The organism is Thermoflavimicrobium dichotomicum (genome assembly GCF_900114055.1).
GTDB classification, from domain to species: domain Bacteria; phylum Bacillota; class Bacilli; order Thermoactinomycetales; family Thermoactinomycetaceae; genus Thermoflavimicrobium; species Thermoflavimicrobium dichotomicum.
Genome location: NZ_FORR01000023.1, coordinates 30,176 through 49,543, shown reverse-complemented (window position 1 = coordinate 49,543; position 19,368 = coordinate 30,176). Strand labels below are relative to the sequence as shown.

Annotated in this window: 11 protein-coding genes and 1 pseudogene; 5 read left to right on the top strand and 7 right to left on the bottom strand. The window is 44.1% G+C overall.

The genetic code is table 11. From position 1 onward, the window contains the following. A partial coding sequence (locus BMZ78_RS16255) for a TOMM precursor leader peptide-binding protein (RefSeq protein ID WP_093231464.1) occupies nucleotides 1-1,388 on the bottom strand: 1,388 nt, incomplete at its 3' end. Then, a complete protein-coding gene (locus tag BMZ78_RS16250; protein ID WP_093231463.1) occupies nucleotides 1,385-3,316 on the bottom strand; it encodes a putative thiazole-containing bacteriocin maturation protein in 1,932 nt (643 codons plus the stop codon). The genes BMZ78_RS16250 and BMZ78_RS16255, both read right to left, overlap by 4 nt. A 180-nt stretch (nucleotides 3,317-3,496) precedes the next feature. Here BMZ78_RS16250 and BMZ78_RS16245 point away from each other — a divergent pair, with 180 nt between their 5' ends. Continuing rightward, on the top strand, nucleotides 3,497-3,802 hold the full coding sequence (locus tag BMZ78_RS16245) for a hypothetical protein (RefSeq protein WP_093231462.1): 306 nt from the start codon (nucleotides 3,497-3,499) through the stop codon (nucleotides 3,800-3,802). An 821-nt stretch (nucleotides 3,803-4,623) separates the two neighbouring features. On the opposite strand, the gene BMZ78_RS19515 is transcribed toward BMZ78_RS16245, so the two are convergent. From BMZ78_RS19515 to BMZ78_RS16230, 3 genes are all read right to left on the bottom strand, one after another. Further along, nucleotides 4,624-4,980, bottom strand: coding sequence for a hypothetical protein (locus BMZ78_RS19515; protein ID WP_341849649.1), 357 nt, complete (start codon nucleotides 4,978-4,980; stop codon nucleotides 4,624-4,626). A 47-nt stretch (nucleotides 4,981-5,027) separates the two neighbouring features. After that, complete coding sequence (locus BMZ78_RS19510; RefSeq protein WP_341849648.1) at nucleotides 5,028-5,405, bottom strand: class I SAM-dependent methyltransferase; 378 nt, start codon at nucleotides 5,403-5,405, stop codon at nucleotides 5,028-5,030. Between the two features lie 257 nt (nucleotides 5,406-5,662). Further along, nucleotides 5,663-6,088, bottom strand: a complete 426-nt coding sequence (locus BMZ78_RS16230; RefSeq protein WP_093231460.1) for a DUF2935 domain-containing protein — start codon at nucleotides 6,086-6,088, stop codon at nucleotides 5,663-5,665. Nucleotides 6,089-6,374: 286 nt separating this feature from the next. Between BMZ78_RS16230 and BMZ78_RS16225 the strand changes: the two are divergent. From BMZ78_RS16225 to BMZ78_RS16215, 3 genes and pseudogenes are all read left to right on the top strand, one after another. After that, nucleotides 6,375-6,893 (top strand): annotated as a pseudogene (locus BMZ78_RS16225) (DUF1572 family protein); the annotation flags it as partial. Nucleotides 6,894-7,144: 251 nt separating this feature from the next. Then, complete coding sequence (locus BMZ78_RS16220) at nucleotides 7,145-7,618, top strand: excalibur calcium-binding domain-containing protein (protein ID WP_093231458.1); 474 nt, start codon at nucleotides 7,145-7,147, stop codon at nucleotides 7,616-7,618. A gap of 172 nt (nucleotides 7,619-7,790) precedes the next feature. Continuing rightward, nucleotides 7,791-8,702, top strand: coding sequence for a phosphotransferase (locus BMZ78_RS16215; protein WP_093231457.1), 912 nt, complete (start codon nucleotides 7,791-7,793; stop codon nucleotides 8,700-8,702). Between the two features lie 148 nt (nucleotides 8,703-8,850). Here BMZ78_RS16215 and BMZ78_RS16210 read toward each other — a convergent pair whose 3' ends face one another. Beyond that, the gene (locus BMZ78_RS16210; protein WP_093231456.1) at nucleotides 8,851-9,591 is read right to left on the bottom strand and encodes a PIG-L deacetylase family protein; all 741 of its coding nucleotides are present in this window, start codon (nucleotides 9,589-9,591) and stop codon (nucleotides 8,851-8,853) included. Between the two features lie 506 nt (nucleotides 9,592-10,097). Here BMZ78_RS16210 and BMZ78_RS16205 point away from each other — a divergent pair. Further along, the gene (locus tag BMZ78_RS16205; protein WP_093231455.1) at nucleotides 10,098-11,390 is read left to right on the top strand and encodes a vWA domain-containing protein; all 1,293 of its coding nucleotides are present in this window, start codon (nucleotides 10,098-10,100) and stop codon (nucleotides 11,388-11,390) included. A 149-nt stretch (nucleotides 11,391-11,539) separates the two neighbouring features. Here the strand turns inward: BMZ78_RS16205 and BMZ78_RS16200 are convergent, their stop codons facing one another. Continuing rightward, complete coding sequence (locus BMZ78_RS16200; protein WP_217645021.1) at nucleotides 11,540-19,348, bottom strand: type I polyketide synthase; 7,809 nt, start codon at nucleotides 19,346-19,348, stop codon at nucleotides 11,540-11,542. Nucleotides 19,349-19,368 lie beyond the last annotated feature (20 nt).

Genomic DNA, 19,368 nt, shown 5'->3' with positions numbered 1-19,368 from the left:
CCCTTTTGTCTCCTGTTTTTCGCCAACGCCCAAACGCTTGGAATCCCGTTCTCCATCGTCGCGTTAAACAAATACAGATCATATCCCGCCACCGCCTTCAAACGGTCGACCATCAACCGCAATTCCTTGTCATCAGCAGAACCTGGGTCAAGGCGAGGGATCGGCAGTTGCGCGTACCAAGTCATCAGGAATGAATCGCGTTCCACCACTTCCAAAATGCCGTAGAAAATGGCCTCCTCCAAACTTCCGCCTAACGCGCATCCGTTGGAAGTTTCATAGACAAAGCCATCCCCCCCACATCCCAAGCTGTAATAGGCGAGCAACTTCGGAACCAGAATCGGACGCTCCTCTAGAAACGAATATCCCCATACCCAATCGATTGGGCGGTCAGGATCAAACGGTTTGAACGGAAAACCAGGCCGCGCATACTGTTCCTTTGTGTGCACCCCTACCTTGACGGGATGAAGGGCTTGATCTGCGAGATTGCGGTAACTGTCTTGGATCACTGTCCGTTTGCCACGAGGGGCCAGACCAGAGTACCGCTCCAATCCCTCCAAAATGGCAGTCAACTCGCTTTCTGCATAGGAATGAGTCCGGCCTGCTGATCCCTCATCCGCCGTGAATAGCGGCAGATTCACGCTCGCATCGGCAAACGGGGACATGAGGTCATGCATTTTCCCATTCAGAAGGCCAGTCCGGTAATCCAGATAGTCTTTAACCAGAACTTCCTTCAGGTCATCCATCGAACGGCAGCGGTAACTGTCGGTGCTGATCTTCGGACTTGGTTTAAGCGTGATTCGGGCCTCTGTCGGTGAATCGTCAGGCAATCGACCGCAAACCGGACATTGCGGATCGGGCAAAAAGAAGTGGCGTGAGCTTTTCAGCGTTTTCAGGTTGATCAAAAACACCCGTCCTTCCGAGTGGGCCCGTCTGCCTTGCAGCACCCTCTCTGCCTCCGCTACAACCAGATGAGCCACCTGCAAAAGCCCTGTGCGCGATGCCCACACGTCACGTGACCTTCCCCCGTACGCCGCCAGTCTCTGCTCAAGCTGCCACATTTCCTTGCGGTCGAATCCTGCCATGAGACGTCGCCAGTCCGCACACTGGGAGCACCCCGGCGTGCCCGGACGAACCAGCGGCCCGACCACGCCTTCGCCAAATGAAACAAAGCCGCGTAGCCAAGGGATGCCGCTCGGTTGCAACACCTCTTCCGCCTTTTGATGAACGGAGGGATGCCAGGCATCGTGCAACACCAGAGCCAAATCTGCCGCTTTTGGTACTCCTGCCTGTATATCCGTCTGACGAACGACCTGGCATTGGGTGGACAGTTCTTCAGATACGAAGTCCGCCAACTGCCCTTCTCCGACAACCATCACGACAGCGCTCACCGAGATTCCTCCTCTCGTAACAACACACCAAACACTCCTGCCAGTTCCTCTTGCAAAAATGGCTCCAAGGCCAGATCCAAGACCAAGAGCCGCTTGTGGTTCCGTTTCAAAATCTGCAAAGCGGACTGCAGGACCTCCGATTGTGCCTCATCTTCACACCCGGGGATTGCAAGGCTTTGCGGCACCTTTTCTTCAAGAAGTACGGTTGATGCCTCCAACGCTTGCATCGTGAGGCACGTCGCCTGGTTTTGTGCCTTCGTCAGCGCCTGTTGCAACGCCTTCCGCAAGGCGAGTGTCACATTCAAGCCTACACTGCCATACCAGCGGCCGCCCGTACCGACCCACACCACAGGGAATCCGGACACTTCTTCTCCCAAGCCAATCGTCGGTTCACCTTGCATCGTGGTCAATGCCTGCAAATAAAACTGGCAACGTTCATCTTCTACCGCTCTCAACTGCACATGAAAGACAGGAGTCTTCTGATCCTGTCGCTTGCGCAGCTCCTCATCCAGACACTTTTGCAATCCGCGGCAAACGCCTTCCGCAACCGTTTCCCCCGCTCCGACGCCGACAAATTCCTGCGGTTCTACCATGCCATCCTCAACGAGCAGCCCGACCATTCTCGACACATATGCTTCAATCCCGGCCAGCCCCGCTTCCCGCCGCGCTTCCACATGCGTCAGACCGGTACAAACTATGTCCGGCAACAGCTCAGCCGGTCCCTCCGACAGCGGATCGGCTGCCTGAACGCGGCACTGAGCCAACGGAAGCTGCTTCAGGTCCCCTTCCTCCCAAATATGGAAAATCCCTGATTCCTGCGATGTCAGCAGGCTGAAGTAACGAAGCAATCCATTCGACTCTCTCCTGTCCGCACTCCGTTCGAGCCGCAGATCGAGATCTTGAACCCATTTGGCTGCACGCCCGGTCACCAGCGGATGGGGCATGAATGAATGCCAGTTTCCTTCCAACGTCTCCAGATCCAGCAGGAAGAATTTATTTTTCCCTTCCGATTCGGTCACTCCTGTAACCGATTTAAACCATTCAAACACGATCACATTCGCCAACATCGCTCCTGCTGTGGAAGAGAAAGTGTGCAACTGCGGGTCTTTGCAAAGCGCAGATTGGTGCATGCGGCGCCACGCCGACTCCCAACAACTGTCAGAGTCAGGATGCACCAGTGGACCCGCCAGGCCCACCTGCTGCAGACATATGGCCGGGAGTAACACCTTCTTCTCCTCCCTGCAAACTGCATGAAGAACCCGCAGTTCCTCGACATTGCCCTCCTGCGACACATACAAAATCGCATCAAATGGCTGCACAGCCCCCTGCCAGGAACTCATCCCCTCCTTATGCAGAGTGACCTCCTCCATCGCCACCTCGGGGTCCGTTCTGCGGGCATGTGCCGCCAGTTCCGCCAACCGCTGCCGGTTGGTCTGTACCGAATCCGTGATCAGCACGTGGAACCGGGACAATCCAGATTCGAACAAGGCAGCAACCAACGAGACAAAAAACGGACCGGAGCCGACCGCCAACACTTTGGACTGACAATAGGACTGAAAACGGTACGCGCCCGAGCCACCAAAACTGTCCAAGAATTCAATTTGTGAAGCATACTTTTTGAGAACCTCATCCGGCAATTGATGTGGACGGTCTTGGCTCACATCCCGGACAAAGCCGTTTTGGTACAGGATTTCAGCGATTTCATACACCCGGTTCCGGTATGGATCCGACAATCCGTCTGTTATATCCTCTAACGTGTGCTCCCCGTTGAACATCGGTATGAGTTTTTCAATCCACTGATCGATCGTCCTGCCTTCCAAACGGAACGAGACTGAGTTGTTCCGAAAATACACACCGCCGTTGGGATCAGGGAGAAAAAACGTATCCCCTTTCACTTTCAGACGCATCGAAGGGTTCAAATTTGTCATTCCGCTCCTCCTTACCGTGAGCTGTTCTCAAATCTGCACCATTACTCTAGTATCTTATGTACGGCAATTTGTCCTTTATGGCTGATTTTAAGAGAAGAACCCCTGCCAGCCCAAAAAAATATCTGTGCAGGGGTGACCTCTTCTCCTCAGGCAGCCATGGTTTCCACTAGGAAACGATCCATGAAATCAACCACGGCAATTACCGCAACGAGCGCAATGGAAGCATTGGGCACAACGGAAGCATTGGACACAATTGAAGCATTGGACACAATTGAAGCATCTGTGACAATTGAAGCATTGGCGACAATTGAAGCATTGGCGACCAGCGCATTGGCGACCAGCGCATTGTTGAGCCAGCTCAGGATCATACTGGCCTTGATTTTCCCAAGGCGTCACCTCGCACTGCATAAACTCGTCAACGCTCAGCTTTTCGAGTTCTTTTTTGCATTTTTTGCAATCATCCATTTTTACAACCTCCGTTTATAAAATGAATAGGTAGCGCCAGCTCCGTAATCAGGAACGGGCATGAAGAACAGAACGAAAATAATCGATTGTCCGACGGGTGAATTCGAACCAAATACTCCGATCATCGAATATCTCCCTCGACAAAATATCTTATGATACACTATCCGCTCTTGTTACGGCTTCGAATAATATATTGAATCTTCGTAAAACGGAAGGAAGTTTACTTCACGGGATAGATCCTGACGGCGCATCCATCAGGCAATTTCTTTTCATTTTTTAACTGCCTATTACGCTTGGTTATCAGCCAGATCTCGATTAAATGTAATTACATGTGAAGTTTTGTCATGTAGGGAAGCTAGCGCTTTGCAAAAAAGCGTTTAGCAGTCTTTTGGTTTAGAAAACAGGTCATTCAAGGTCTCTGATATATTTCTTATATTTGCGATATTCTTTAAAAAAGGCCTTAACTTGATAGCAATGTGATTTTCCCTCGAATTAAATTTTCTCCTTCCGTAATCATCAAGGTTTTAACGAAAAAAAGAGCCTACTCTAAGCTATGCTTAATGCAGGCTCTTTCAATGTTTCCATTTAAGGATGTTGGTCTTGATCTCCTTCAGTCTGGGTTTTGCTAATGTGTTGGATATTGCCAGTACCAGTATTGATAGCAATTGGGTCCCTAGGTCCATAGCAGTTTACGCCACTACCATTGCAAATCATAATTTTATCAACAAGTTGTTAAGAAAAAAGTGCCTCCAATACAAAAAAATGGGTTATGTTGTAGAAAGGATGTATTTTTTTCATTTTGGGGATATAAAGTGATCTTAACTTCTCTAGCTGATGGACAACTAATCCTTTCTAGCCACCCAAATCGTCCAGTAGTCTTGTTCGACAATTTCCTGTGTACTACGATTGCGCAATCGTTCGCTTATATACTGAACCAAATATTTCAGTTCTGGATCTGATAGCTCGTGCAAAATGGACCGACCTGTTCTCGCTAAGAGATCATCCTTGAGTTCTTCAAGATCCGTGTAAATTTTTCTTGTCTCACATAATTTATGTTCATCAACGGATCGAAAACCCACCTTCAGCAAGGCTTCCTTTACGGTTTTGCTATCGTGTCTTCGTTTGGCTTCTTTGTCAATGAGTCTTGGATATACTTCAAAGAAATACCCCCGAATATGATTCTCATTCGGCGGTTGCAAGGCATCCTCCATGGTACGACTCTGCACAATTAAGATGCCGCTATGCTTCAATAATCGATAAGCCTCACGGAAACAGATTCCAAGTCCGTCAGATGGTGAATGAGTGCTCTTTCCAGAATCACATCATACTGAGAACCTAGTAAGTTAGTAGCAAGTGCATCCCCTTCAACAAAAGTGATTTGGGGATAGTCCTTGCAGTTTTCTTCAGCACTTTTGATCATTTCTTTAGAAAAATCGATTCCAGTAACATGTTCTGCGCCCATCTCGGCAAATGCCTTACAGTAAATACCACCACCGCATCCAACATCTAAAACATTTTTACCTTTAATATCAACGATATTTCGGATAGCGGACATCCAGGATGAATCAGCCCGACGTGTAGAATATGTGAAACGGTTGTCCTTAGAATGAAAGTCAATCGGCATGAGATACACCACCTAACTCGCTCTCAATCAGAAGTATGGAAAGACTGACCGTGACAGAGTTTGTCAAGCTCACGTTCACCCATACTCCCAACTTTCTGACCTTTCAAAATGGATTCGTGGCAAATCACGCAAATTCCTGTCAGGGCGGCAGATTTGTATCAAAGTACAGCTCAAATCAAGCATAAATAAGATTTAAAATGCGAATAATTGCTGTTCTATTCGGATCTTCTAGAATAGTGAATATCTGTTGAATTTGACTATTTCTGATATAAAATGGTTTGTGCGATACCGATGAAGTATTCGGATTCGCGGATAATATGGTTAATAACAACTTTAGCGGTTAAATTGTCTTTGATGGCTTCACTTTGATCCCTGATTTGCCTGCACAGCTCGATAAACTGTTCGCTTTGATCGAGACAAAATTTCACTAAATGTAATACATCTTGATAAACCTCAGGTGTAACATCATAACCAGAACGGATGACTGTTTCAATGAACCTTATTATACGCTGGTGTGTTTCGCTTAAAACCTTCTCCCATTCTTTTAGCGCCTCAACATATTGTGTTTCCAGATTTTTTACCAGTTCTCGAATAACAACCGTATGTTCTTCTTCTTGATGCTTCCAAAATTCAGCCTCATCCAAAATACGCAACGGCATTTGATCTCCATAATAATGTTGCATTTTCTTACCTGGCCCCCATTCGATATTTTCCTATTATTTAAATAAATGTATTCACAAAGATTGACAAACATGATTGGAATGACTCCTATTGAGGGCCTGTGGAGAGCAGCTGAACCAAAAGCCGAATAGGGGTGGAGGTAGTGAATTTCGAATTTGCGTAGAAGCTGTAGGTGGAGTAGCTCATTCATATAAACCTGCTCTTTTTTGTATAATATTATTTAGAAGATAGGGAATTTTATTTATGAAGTAATCATTTTGATTCTCTTTCTGATGCTTAAAAAGGGGGATGGTCATGGAACAAGAATATCTCTCTTGTGTACAGGAGGATTTTCGCTCGATCAAGCGTACCGGAGAAAAGGCAATGCAGCAACTCACTCTGGAGGAACTTCATTTTTCACCGGCCAGTGAATCAAACAGCATCGCTATTCTGGTTAAGCATCTCTCCGGCAATATGCTGTCGCGCTGGACCGATTTTTTGACCACAGATGGCGAGAAGCCCACACGGGATCGAGATGCAGAGTTTGAAGGGAGTTATGCTTCAAGAGAAGCTTTGATGAAAGATTGGGAAAAAGGTTGGCAAGTGGTTTTCGATACCATTGCAAGCTTGCGGCCAGAGGATTTGCTTAAAACAGTGACCATCCGCGGGGAGAACCATACCGTCATTCAGGCAATCCAAAGACAAGTCATTCATTATTCGTATCATATCGGACAGATCGTTTATCTTGCTAAATTAGTGAAAAATGAAGATTGGCAAAACCTGACGATTCCAAAGGGAAAATCACGAGAATATTTAGAGGAGATGCGCAAAAAAATAGAACAAAAAAAAATCCCTCAGATTAATGGGATTCAGCTTGATGGCAAACCTCCAGCCATATTTGACTCACCAACAACAAACTCATCACCTTTTTCGATGGGTTGCTTTTTTCTGTTAAAACCTTATTATTCCATATTCATTAAATATTCATATTGCTGGGAAGGAAACAAAATATATTTCATTGAATGTGGTATTAATTTACTGTTGAATAAAAAGTCAACTTAAATAGGGAGGGGGCTTGAGTGAAGAATCTATTTACCTCTTTCCTTGGCATAGTAATGGGATTATTCATCTTTTCAAGTACTACCTTCGCTGCTGATAATGGAAATGACGGTATTGACAAAAACTGTTCGGATTTTTCTACTCCCGAAGACGCTCAAGCATACTTTACAAACGATGGTGGTTCTGCAGCCAGAAATATTGACGATTTAGATGAAGATCAAGATGGAATTCCATGTGAAAATTTATCTTCGACAGGGGGAAATGACACGAATAACGGAGATAGTAGTACTAACAACGAAGACAGTAACACGAATAATGGCAATCAAAATACTGGTACATCCGAAAATCCTGGAACAAGTGATACGAATAACACAACCGATCAAGTAGGTGAAAAACTGCCCAATACGGCTACCAGTTATCCCAATTCAATGCTCTTGGGTTTCATTCTTCTCTTAATAGGGGTATTGGCTCTTAATCTTAAACGGAGTAAATAAATACTAGTTTTGGTATAAGATCCTGATAAAAAACGATTTTGGTCATAATCGAAAATAAAAGCATCGTTCAGTAAGAAGTTGAAAGATACAGAAATAATCAGTAAGATAACATAGTGTTTCCTAAAGAATGATACTTATCTAAAACTGGCCCCCTTTACCAGGAGTGACAGTCATGAACAAAGCATGGTCACCAGAGCATGTCGTATCCAAAGCACAAGCTGTACAATTAATCCAAGAGCAGTTTCCTTGCTTATCGGTTTCAAATATCAAACCCTGTGGTGAAGGATTTGATAATACCGTTTTTAAAGTCAATGATGCCTATGTTTTTCGCTTTCCACGCCGGGAATTGGGAGCTCAAATATTAGCTGTTGAAAATCGTTTCCTTCCTCTCCTGGTATCCAAACTCTCGATCACGATCCCAGAACCACTCTTTTTTGGAAAGCCTTCCACTGACTATCCCTGGATATTTACAGGATACCGTTTTGTTCCCGGAGAGTTACCAAGGAATGTATCGCTTGGACAACGGATCTCATCTGCTTCCATCTTGGCAAAATTTTTGCAGACATTACATGAGCTTCCCATCTCAATCGCTCAGAAATATAGAGTTCCTTTTGACCGATATGGCCGGTTGAATATCCCAAAAAGAAAGCAGCAACTGCAACAGTATCTGCAGCAACTGAAATCAGTATCTTTTCCTCTTCGATATCATCAGATTGAAAACATTATGAATACAGTCCCAACCAATCCCCCGATGGCCCCTTTAACCGTGGTTCATGGTGATTTGCATTGCAAAAACATTTTGGTAGATTCAAGCGGTACCATTTGCGGCATCATCGACTGGGGAGATGTACATATCGGTCACCCGGCCGTCGATTTATCCATTGTATACAGTTTTTTACCTCCAGAAGGGCGAAAACAATTCTTTGCGATCTATGGAAATGTACCGGAAGAGACCCAACGGGTTGCACAGTTTATAGCTATTTATGTTGCCGTCGTCCTATTATCTTATGGCTATGATTATCAAGATGAAGCCGTTATGAAAATAGCTAAGGACAGCATCTCCCTTGCACTTATGACTCAATAGGTCTCATTATCCATTTTTCAATAGAGCTTTGATCACTTAAAAATGGTCGATTAAAACAAAAGATAAATCATTGATCCCGTAACAAAAGCCGATCATCCAAAAGCCTACATAGGACGATCGGCTGATTTCACAAACAATCCTTTGGAGATCAGACCTGGCTGGAAATCCCATCAAACAAATCATGCTCTTGTTTATTAATGGGTCTTATGATCCGTTGCCAAGCGAGAATGAAGTAGTTTTTACCAGGAACATTCGAATCATCGCCAGCCAATACACCGGGAAATGCTTTATCGACAGACATATTTTGTGTTTTATGTTCCAACAGCGCTTTCATCACTTGAGGTTTGTATTTCTCGCACTCAATAATGGTGGTGATGGATGAATCAGGGTCTGTATAAACTTTTCTCCCCATTTTCTCTCCCATTGATGCCGGGATCGTCACATAGTACAGTTTTTTTACCGAGAAAACATTACTTTCTGTCACAGCTTTGTACGTAGCTTGCGAAATCGCGATATGATCCTTATGACCTGAAATTCCGTGCGGAGCAAAAGTTACAACCACCTGCGGAGCAATCTGTTTTAAATAGGCCATGATATCTTGACTTAATGTTTCGACCGGTACATCCGATAATGTACCATCTTTGTAGTTTAAAAAATGAAGATGATGCAGTCCCAGGTGAGCCACTGCGCTCTTCAATTCCTGTTCACGTACTTTTGGCAACTCTTCAGGAGAACATTGAGGCGGATTTCCTGTTTTTCCAGCCTCACCACGAGTTGCACAGATCAAATGAATCTCCACATCTCCCTGCTCAGCATATTTGGCAATCGTCCCGCCAACCGTAAACGATTCATCATCTGGATGCGCATAAACAAATAAAAGCCGTTTCATATGGAGACTTCCTTCCTTTTTATGTATATATTTATTATGAGTCAATAAAAGAACAGAAGCAATTTTAAAATTCCTCTATCACCCGTTTTATTACCCAGGAAATGGTATCATTGTAAAAAAACGATGAGCAAATTACCCTAAATAACGTTACAAAAGAATGATTTTGTAACCTTTTTAATAATATAACCTTTAAATAAAGCATTCATCATCGTAATATGCAATGAAAATTTTACACTTCGGATTACGTGTACTCCTCCAACTCTATAAATAAATGTTCACTTAATCCGAACCAAAAATTCTTATCCTTGCAGATGGCAGAACTGACACTTTAAACTTTAAAATATTTATATATCATGAGCCAAGAGTATTTAAATTCATAATTTATAAAAACTATATACTAAATACATTTTATTACTTGTATTTCTTATAAAATTGACATAAAAATCCTATCTATGCTAATTTAATTTCATAAATTAAATTTAAATAAAAAATGAGGTGATTAAAGGATGCGAAAATTCCCTTATCTATTATTATCATGTTTACTGATTTTGTCTGCTTGCTCTGACTCGGAAGCAACAAAAGTAGCCCCATCTTCACATAAAACACCTTCTCAGCAACAAGAACAGTCTATTGCTAAAGAACCTCCTATTCCAAAAGCGCCAACCAGCCTTCCAGGACTGCTAGAGTTTCCACCAGGAAAATTATTAATAGAAATGCAAAATGATGATGCCGGAATCTACTCATTTGCAAAAAAATACGTCGACCTAATGCCTAATTCCATGAAGGCTGATCAAGCTTATGATCGTCTGCTCTATTATTTTAATGAAGACTGGCAACACGTATTAAAACTTATTGATACCTATGACCCGTCCTTACGGATAAAACCGGAAAAGCTAAATCTATCTGACCAGTCCCCTGTCAAGATCAACATCAATATACTTTTGGATGCAGGACAAAAGACTGCTACGAAAGTAAGCAATCATCGTACTTTATTAGATATTCTCAAGAGAGAAATCGAAAATTCACTTCTTGAAATGAAGCCAGAAAATACCGTTTCATATCAATTTTCATTACGTACATATGGTGCAAAAACCGATCAGTATGCTCTTCTTACGTCTGATTTATCCAGTATTACTCAAAAACTTTCAATTATACAATCTGGCAACAAACAGGCCTCGATGTCTGTCGCATTACGTCAATTAAAAAATGATCTTGCAAAAGAGACTGCTACGAATACCATTAATGTTGTATACATCATAAGTGTAAATGATAGTTTTAAAGATAATCCAGATCAGCTTGCCAAAGAGCTGTCAACATCCGACATCCAAGCTTTAGTCAACGTATTTGGTATAAATGTTGATCAACTTGAAACTGAACGTCAACTAAAATCCATTGCAGCATCTAGCCAGGGTTTATATAATGACTTCAAACTCAATAACGACCAACTGCAAAGTAACAATCTTTCTATACCCAAATTGATTCCGAAAATCGATGAATCTAAGAGTATTTCAACCTGGGGTCAGATTATTTCAGAATTTAAACAGAGAGCCTTTGGATCTATCACCAAGGGTACTAATATCTCTCCTCATGGCTTTTCTTATGACGGTAATCCAAAAATGACGGCTGCACTCGATATGTTTGGAATTAAAATTGATCAAACTGAAAAAAGCTTTCTCTATGATCTTTTAAAGAAAAGACAGGAACTGATTAGCCAAACTGTACAACCAAGAATCCAATCCAAATTTGATCAGCTAAAGAAAAACTACGATTCAGCAGCAAATACAAAGCCATCATCATAAAAAAAGAAACATGCCGCTTATTTATTACCTAGGTGGCATGTTTCTTTTTTTCAGGTGATGGTCACCATAACGCTACTGGGTTCGCAAGAAAAAACCTTAGCTCGTGTGAATATCGAGCTAAGGTTTTTATATATCGAATCGAACCGACGTTAACGCAACTGTGGAACTTTCTCCAACTCTTTTTCAAATACCTCTGGCAGTGGAGCAGGGTATGGGTTTCCATACTCATCCCGTTTTACCCAGATAATATCCTGTTCGCCATAGGCCAATTTCTGTCTGTTTCCATCTGGACCCAGCTTGTAATATTCAAAGAACAGTTTGGCACCATATTCATACCGCTTGGATAACGACATTTCTACTTGAATGGTATCGAACGGTACTGCTTCGCGGAGGTGTTTCACCTGACTGTAAAGAGCGAGCCATTCACCCTGTTCACCTACTCCATGATACAATTCAGGAGCCAATTTATAGAAGAATTGATCGCGAACCTTGCTTTGCCAAATGGAATAGTTAGAGAAGAAGATGTTACCTACCAAATCCGATTCTTCTAAAGTGGTTTCGATCGTCGTCTTCTGCAAGATCATGCGATTTGCAGGACCTGTTTTAACCTCAAACAACTCTTTTCCCAGCAACTGGTCAGACAAGACAGTGGCTTTTCGCTCAAGAGAATGTCGATGCCGCATAATCGTTAAATTATCATCTAAATACTGTCTGAAATAATCCGGGAATGGACTTGGTCTTACTGTTCGCTCTGAATCATGACCGACAATCTCCACCCAAGTCAGGCCTTGTCTGCTAACCGCAATCAATTCCAAGTCTTTATCTTTTTTCACCTTATGCCAGTAATAAACCATTTCGATATAACTGTCATTTTCGATACGATCCACTTGAACATGAACTTCCATCACATCATGAGATCCTGCCTCGCCGAAAACCTCGGTTTGTACAAAATTGGTAACCATTCCATATCTTCCTGTAGCGAACTGCTTTCTTACACGTTCACGAACGGAGGACAAGGCTAACTCTCTTACTTTTCCGACCCAAGTGGCGTAACTCGAGATTTCTGTCCTTCTTCCCAATGTGAAAGAAATGGGATGAGTAAGTGCAAAACGATGAACAAAGCCGTAATCTGGATGAAATTCATCGTTAAGTAGTACTGCATTTGATTCAGATTGAGACATCTCCGATGAGACCACAATTGCTACCATTCGTTTCGTCGGCTTTGATAATTGTACAGGGATGGTAAGCACCGTATGATTCGACTGTTCCGTCTTCACCTTTAATAAAACGGCTTCGTCCAAAACTTCTCCGATGTCAATACCTTGGACATTTGCTCCGCTTGCTTTTTTCACAGCCTCTATACCAGCCCAGATGCGACTTCCAGCTTGGGCTACAGAATCACCCGATTCTTTTAAAGTCTGAATCAGGGATTGATACTTCGTTGTCAACAAGCGACTCCACTCTTCTTCGTCACGGTGGCTTTCGATCGGCAAGATATCACAGCCTTGTTCGGCCTTGCCAAGTACACAAATGGTCACTTCATCATCATGAGAGAAGGAAACATGGTAATCACTTGTGACAGTACCCTGTTTCAGTACGACGGGTTTTCCTGTTTCATTCCATGTGACCGAATAGACCTCATTAGCTCCAGCTTTCACAAGTGCTCTTTTAAATAGCGGAATCACTCTCGCCCGGCGCTGATCTTTCTTTTGCTTGTGAATCCCTGGCAAATGAGCTATGGTCATCACTGGAACTTCGATCTGGAACGAATCGGCAGATGCTTGAATCGCTTGGGCAAGTCGCCGTTCATCGGGGAAAGCGATTGTAACAAGCTCTTCAACCGTTGGGCGCTCCGGTTTATGCTCCATGATGTGTACCTTATAGCCCGCCAGAGTTTGGACTACCTGATTCTTTTCATCCAACACATCAACGGTATAGATATAGTAAGAATCCCCCTTCTCTTCGAGTCTGGCTACAGATTTCCATGTTCCTTTCATGTTTTCATAGAGTCCAAGTTTCTCGAAGGAAGCGATTTGTACTGGCAAGCACACATCTTGCGGTACGACCATCTGTACCGATTGCAACAAGGCATCATGATGATACGGATCGCCAAGCAAAAATTCTTCCATCGATTCTGCACGGGCTGTAAACTGACAGCTACCCGTTTTCTGTTCTTGATTGTATTTCACGTCATAGACCTTTTCGATGCGCTGATATAGAGGTCCCTGGAACATAAGTGGACCATAAAGATCTTCTTTTGGTTCAATGGCCAAAGGCTCCTCAGGGAAGGATACATCCTGTTTCTTCACTTCCACTTCTGAAGGGAATACAAAGGTTGCTGCAAAATGCGCCTTCGCAAAGCCCGTCTGTTCTGTTCGAATCTCTGTCACTACCCGTCTGTCTTCCAACACTTCTGCACGGACTTCAACTGTAACGCCTTTTTTCGGATCCAGCACAATTGGCAGTTTTAACTGAATATCCTCGATACGAACACGGCTGAAATCTTCGATTCCCGTTACATAAGAGACGGCTTGAGCCATGGCTTCCAGACCAAATACCGTCGGGAACAGATATGTTCCATTAAAAACATGGTCTTTTACATATGAATCTCTTTCAAGATCCAAGTGAACCCGAGTCACCAGCTCCACTTCCGGATAGTCGGTGACAATTTCTTCAATGAACCGAAACTCTTTTTCCCGTTTGACCGGACGTGGATGCCAGGTATCCAAACCATCTATTTTTGCTGTAACGACCACTTGTTTGGCCTGCGGATCATGATGGAACAGATGAACAAACCGTTCAACCCCTTCGGAAACCGGAATCGCATAGACTCCTTTCTTTTCCAGGAAATTGATACTGCCTGATCGTGCACCCATACCTACTTCATCCCATACGCCAAAAGCAACAGCCAACACTTGTGTTTCAAGATGTTCTTTTTCGAAACGGCGTAAGATGAGCTGCAACACTTCATTGGCAAATCCATAAGAAGTATTTCCGGCCATACCAGACAGACCCGTCAAGGAGGAAAATCCGATAAATAGCTTCGGTGGTTGGTCTTTCAACACGTCACAAAGGTTTAAAGCTCCGAACACCTTAGGTCCAATTTCTCTTAAAAAGGCTTCCAGAGTAATTTGCTCAGCCCGTCTGGAGTGCACAAGACCCGCACCATGAATCACACCTGTCACTTGTCCCAGCTCTTCTTGGACGGTTTTGATCAATTGTTCAACGGCACTTCGATCTGTTATATCACATTGGTAATATTGACAAACAAGGCCTTCTTGCCGGTAGCGCTCCAACGTTTTCTGAACTTCTCGGCTTTTCTCCAGAGCCGAGCTTCCAACCAGAGCCATCTTGGCTCCTGTCGATTTCGCTACCCCTAGAGCACACTCGGCTGTAATCCCCTTGGCACCACCGGTAACAAGGATCACATCCTCTTTTGTCCATTCAATCAAGCGTGAAGGATACGATTTTGGCCGTTGCACAATCGCCTGTGGAACACGTCTTACATTGTGCTCATCATATCCAACGGAAATAAAGGCATCTTCAGCGGAAATTTCCAGCAGCACATTTTTCACAATGGCTTGTGGTTTCAGTGCCGGACTCAAATCAATGACGCGAATCTTGGCATTCGGACGCTCCAAATGAAGACTAGCTGCAAAAGCATTTGCTGTACAAGTAGCCAATTCAATTTGATCCAAACGTGTTCCGAAGTAGCCACCACCATACTGAATATAGGTGATCGAAGCTTTATAGCCATAATCTTTCACTGGCTGGACCACACTTTGCAGTCTCTTCACGATTTCGGCAATATCTTCGTTCGTATCTGTTTTGGGCAGAATGACGACAATATGGCTAAACGCCTCATTCTTCAACAGATCTTGATCTTGCAACTCTCCAAATGTCACGATTTCCTGTGGGATCTGGTAATGATTCAATTCCTGCGACAATGCTTGAGCCAGAGCATGACGTTTTTGTTTCGCCACAATCAGGAAACGAGATGTCTCTGGAAAAGCAATATCTTTTATTGTCAACGGTTTTTCTACATAGTCGACCACAAAATTACGCACCCAAGTTCTCTTTGAGCTTTGTGGCTGTTTTGAAACGATCACTTTCGGTTTCTCCGGTTTGTGTTCGATCAATTGCTCCAGTTCCCGTTCAATATCCTTGAGTGTGGCGTTCGCAAACAATGTGGGATCCAATTTGCCTTCCAAATGAAACTCTTTGGCTACCTGACTGACTAATTCAGCCGATTTAATGGAATCCAGATTCAAATCATCCAACAAGCGCAAGTCCATACTGATCGATTCTCGTGGATAACCGGTTAACTTTGTTACCCATTTTAACAGGGAGTCTGCAATCGAGTTTTCGCCAGCATCCTCGCTTTTTTGTGGAACCAGGCTTTCCAAAGCTTGACTTACTTCTTTCAAAGTTGCATTGGCAAACAAGCTGGGATCGACACGGTCTGCCACGCCAAGTTCCTTTGCTACATTGGCAACCAGTTCAGCTGATTTGATGGAATCCAGATTCAGATCATCCAACAAGCGCAAATCCATATGGATCGATTCTCGTGGATAACCGGTGATTTGCTCTGCTTGCCGGATCAGCAAATCAGCGACATCATGACTTTTTCTTTCCTCGACTGCTTCTGATAGCTGATCAGGAAGTAGTGCCTGAACTTCACGGACAACCTCCTCAAGTGTTGCATTTGCAAATCCACTTGGATCAATTTGGTCAGCCACGCCAAACATATGGGCCAATGAAGATACAAGTTCAGCTGATTTAATGGAGTCCAGATTCAAATCATCAAGCAGGCGATGGTCAAGCCGGATTGAATCCATCGGATAACCTGTCCGCTCTGCTGCTAACTGTATCACAGCTTGTTCAACATGATGTACAGACTGTAGAGCCGGTTGAGAAACCTGCCTTGCAACTGGTTTCTGCTCAACGGTTTGTTTCAATTGAGGTACAGAAGACATTACATTCATATGTTTCAAGTCAGCCCGAATCACATCAAGTATAAAGGAGCCTCTCTCCTTCAGATACTGATTGATCACATCCGCAGGCAAATCTTTCGCTTCAGGCAAGTTGAACGAAACATCGATCTCGCCAGCATCCCCTGGGGATGGTACAGATAAAGGATTTTCGCAAGGATTGACGATAAAATTCTTTTCGCTAGCGGGAACAAAAGGACGAACCAAACGGTTTTCGTACAAGGCTTCCCAATGGACTTGTCCGCCTTGTACAAAATAAACGGCCAGGAATTGATGCAAATCATAATCCATACCCGGTCTTGACTCGACAGGGAAACATGCGATCGTACCCTGGAATTGATCATTCACCAAACCTGTTAACACACGCCCTGGTCCCACTTCCACCAACAGATCACATTTTTCTTTCATCGTGGAAATGAGAGAAATAAAATCGACCTGACTGATCACTTGATTGGCAAAATATTCTTTGCCATTAGAAAGACTTTTTAACTCTTTCCCATCCATTCCAGAAATAAACGGTACCGATAATTTCACGGACTCCACCGGAACGGGTGCATGCTCACGCAATGTATTCGCAGCCTGATGCACCAGCTCAGAATGGAAAGCATTGGAAACAGGTAACATGACCGCTTGAATCTGACGATCCTGCGCAATCTTTACTGCTTCAGCAACCGCTTCTTTCTCACCCGAAATCACTGTTTGCATCGAACTGTTTAAATTGGCAACTACCACATAACCAGACACTTCTTTTAAAATCTTTTCCACTTCTTCCTGATTGCAACGCAGGCTAGCCATCGTACCCGCCTCTTCTTCGGAAGCAGACATGGCTTTTCCTCTGATCGCGGCAAGTTGGAACAATGTTTTTTCATCGTAGGCACCAGCCGCATATAGAGCAGATAATTCACCCAAGCTATGACCAGCGACTACATCCGGCTTGATTCCCAGACGCTCCAGGAATTTTGCCCACAAAACAGAGGCCAAACAAATCGTAGGTTGAGCTACTTCTGTCTGGCTTAACTGTTTTTCCCATTCCTTGATTTCTTCCTGGTTTCGTGCCTTATCCAGAGGACGGAACATACGTTCTTTTCCTTGCGGCAACACTTCCCATACTTGCTCCGCCAATTCTCTGGCCCAAGGGAATCTTTCGAACAAGGTACGCGCCATATTTACTTTTTGCGATCCCTGTCCGGGGAAAAGGAAGCCAACCCGGTGCTGATTCACTTGATTGCTGATCCATACTTGCTTCTCCAAGTCAGCATAGACTTCACCTTCAGCCGGGAAATCGTTTGCCAGCTTCTGTTCCATAAATTCCAATCGCTCATGCAAACGGTCAGGATGATCTGCGATCAGTGCAGCCCTGAACCTCGCTCCTGCTTTGACATTCTTTGTCAAATGGCATGCCAGATCAACAAGTTCAGCGATACTCATACCTTCGGCCATTTTACGAACTTGTTTCACTTGAGCGAGCAAATCTTCTTTTGAGTCTGCAGCCAACACAAACAATTCGGTATCTTGATTCGAAACGAGCAGCGCTCTTTCTTCAATTTCCGGTTTTAATTCTTGCTTGGGTAAATCAGCGGATTCCAACGTTACATGGCAGTTAATGCCGCCAAAGCCCATTGCTGAGACACCCGCACGCATTTGCTGATCAGGTTCCCGAACTTCACCTTGCAAGATGGGATAAATACTTTGTGCGGCCGTATAGAAAACATCATTGGGTTCCTTGCAGGCTGCTGTTGGTACAAGCACACGCTGATTGACCGACAACACGGCTTTGATCAATCCGCCAATTCCTGCTGCTGCTTTGGTATGGCCAACCAATGATTTGAAGGAGGTCACACCACATGAACGCGATTCAGTTTTCCCAAATGCATCTCTGGCCAATGCAATTCCTTCCAATTCTGTGCGATCTCCCACAACGGTTCCTGTACCATGTCCTTCAATAAAATCCAACTCATGTGGAGAATAACCAGCCATCTCATATGCCCGGCGCAAAGCAAGAGCCTGGCCTTCTGCTTTAGGTGCTGTGACGCCACCTTTTCCATCCGAAGAAATTCCCCATCCACGAATGACAGCATACACATAATCTCCGTCTCTTCGGGCATCTTCCAGACGTTTTAGAACAACAAAGCCACAACCTTCCCCTGGAATAAATCCACTGGAATTCCGGTCATATACGTTCATATCTTTACTGGTTAAAGCTCCAGCTTTGGCAAATCCAACGATTTCCATGGGGTCCAAGCTGATATCGATTCCTCCAGCCAAAGCCAGATCCAGTTCACCATTGGCTAATTTACCAGCTGCTGTAGCCACAGCAAGCAAAGAGGAAGAGCAAGCACCATCGACCACATATCCGCCACCATGCAGATCGTAATAATTACAAATCCGGCCTGCGATGGTATTCGATAACCAGCCTGCCAAAGAATCTTCTGTAACAGGTGGAAACGCAGATTTATATATGTTTTCCATATGCTTTTCCAGCTGATCGATTAACTCGTTAGACAAACCTTGAGATTTTCCTGCGGCTCTAAGCGTTTTACGAACATATGGCCAACGAAGTCTCATGATTTGGGAGCGTGTAAATTCACCTGTTAATGTATTTCCCAATAAAACACCTGTTTTTGTTTTGGGTAAATTTTCACGGGAATATCCAGCATCCGATAACGCTTGCGTAGCAACTTCCAACGCTAGCCAATGAACAATATCAGAAGATTCATATGTAGTTTTTGGAATCCTTCGGCCAGCCCAATCAAACTCAAAGCCATCAATAAGGGCTGCATACCGGGTATATGTTTTATCTGGGGTGTCAGGATTTGGATCATGATAATCCGCTAACGGCAAACGTTGATCCGGCATTTTACGAAACTGCCGCCGACGGGAGAGAATGTTTTCCCATAATTCCTTAATATCCTTTGCTCCCGGATAATGGCATCCTATTCCGACTACAGCAATAGGATTATCATTCATAATAACAATTCCCTCCATTT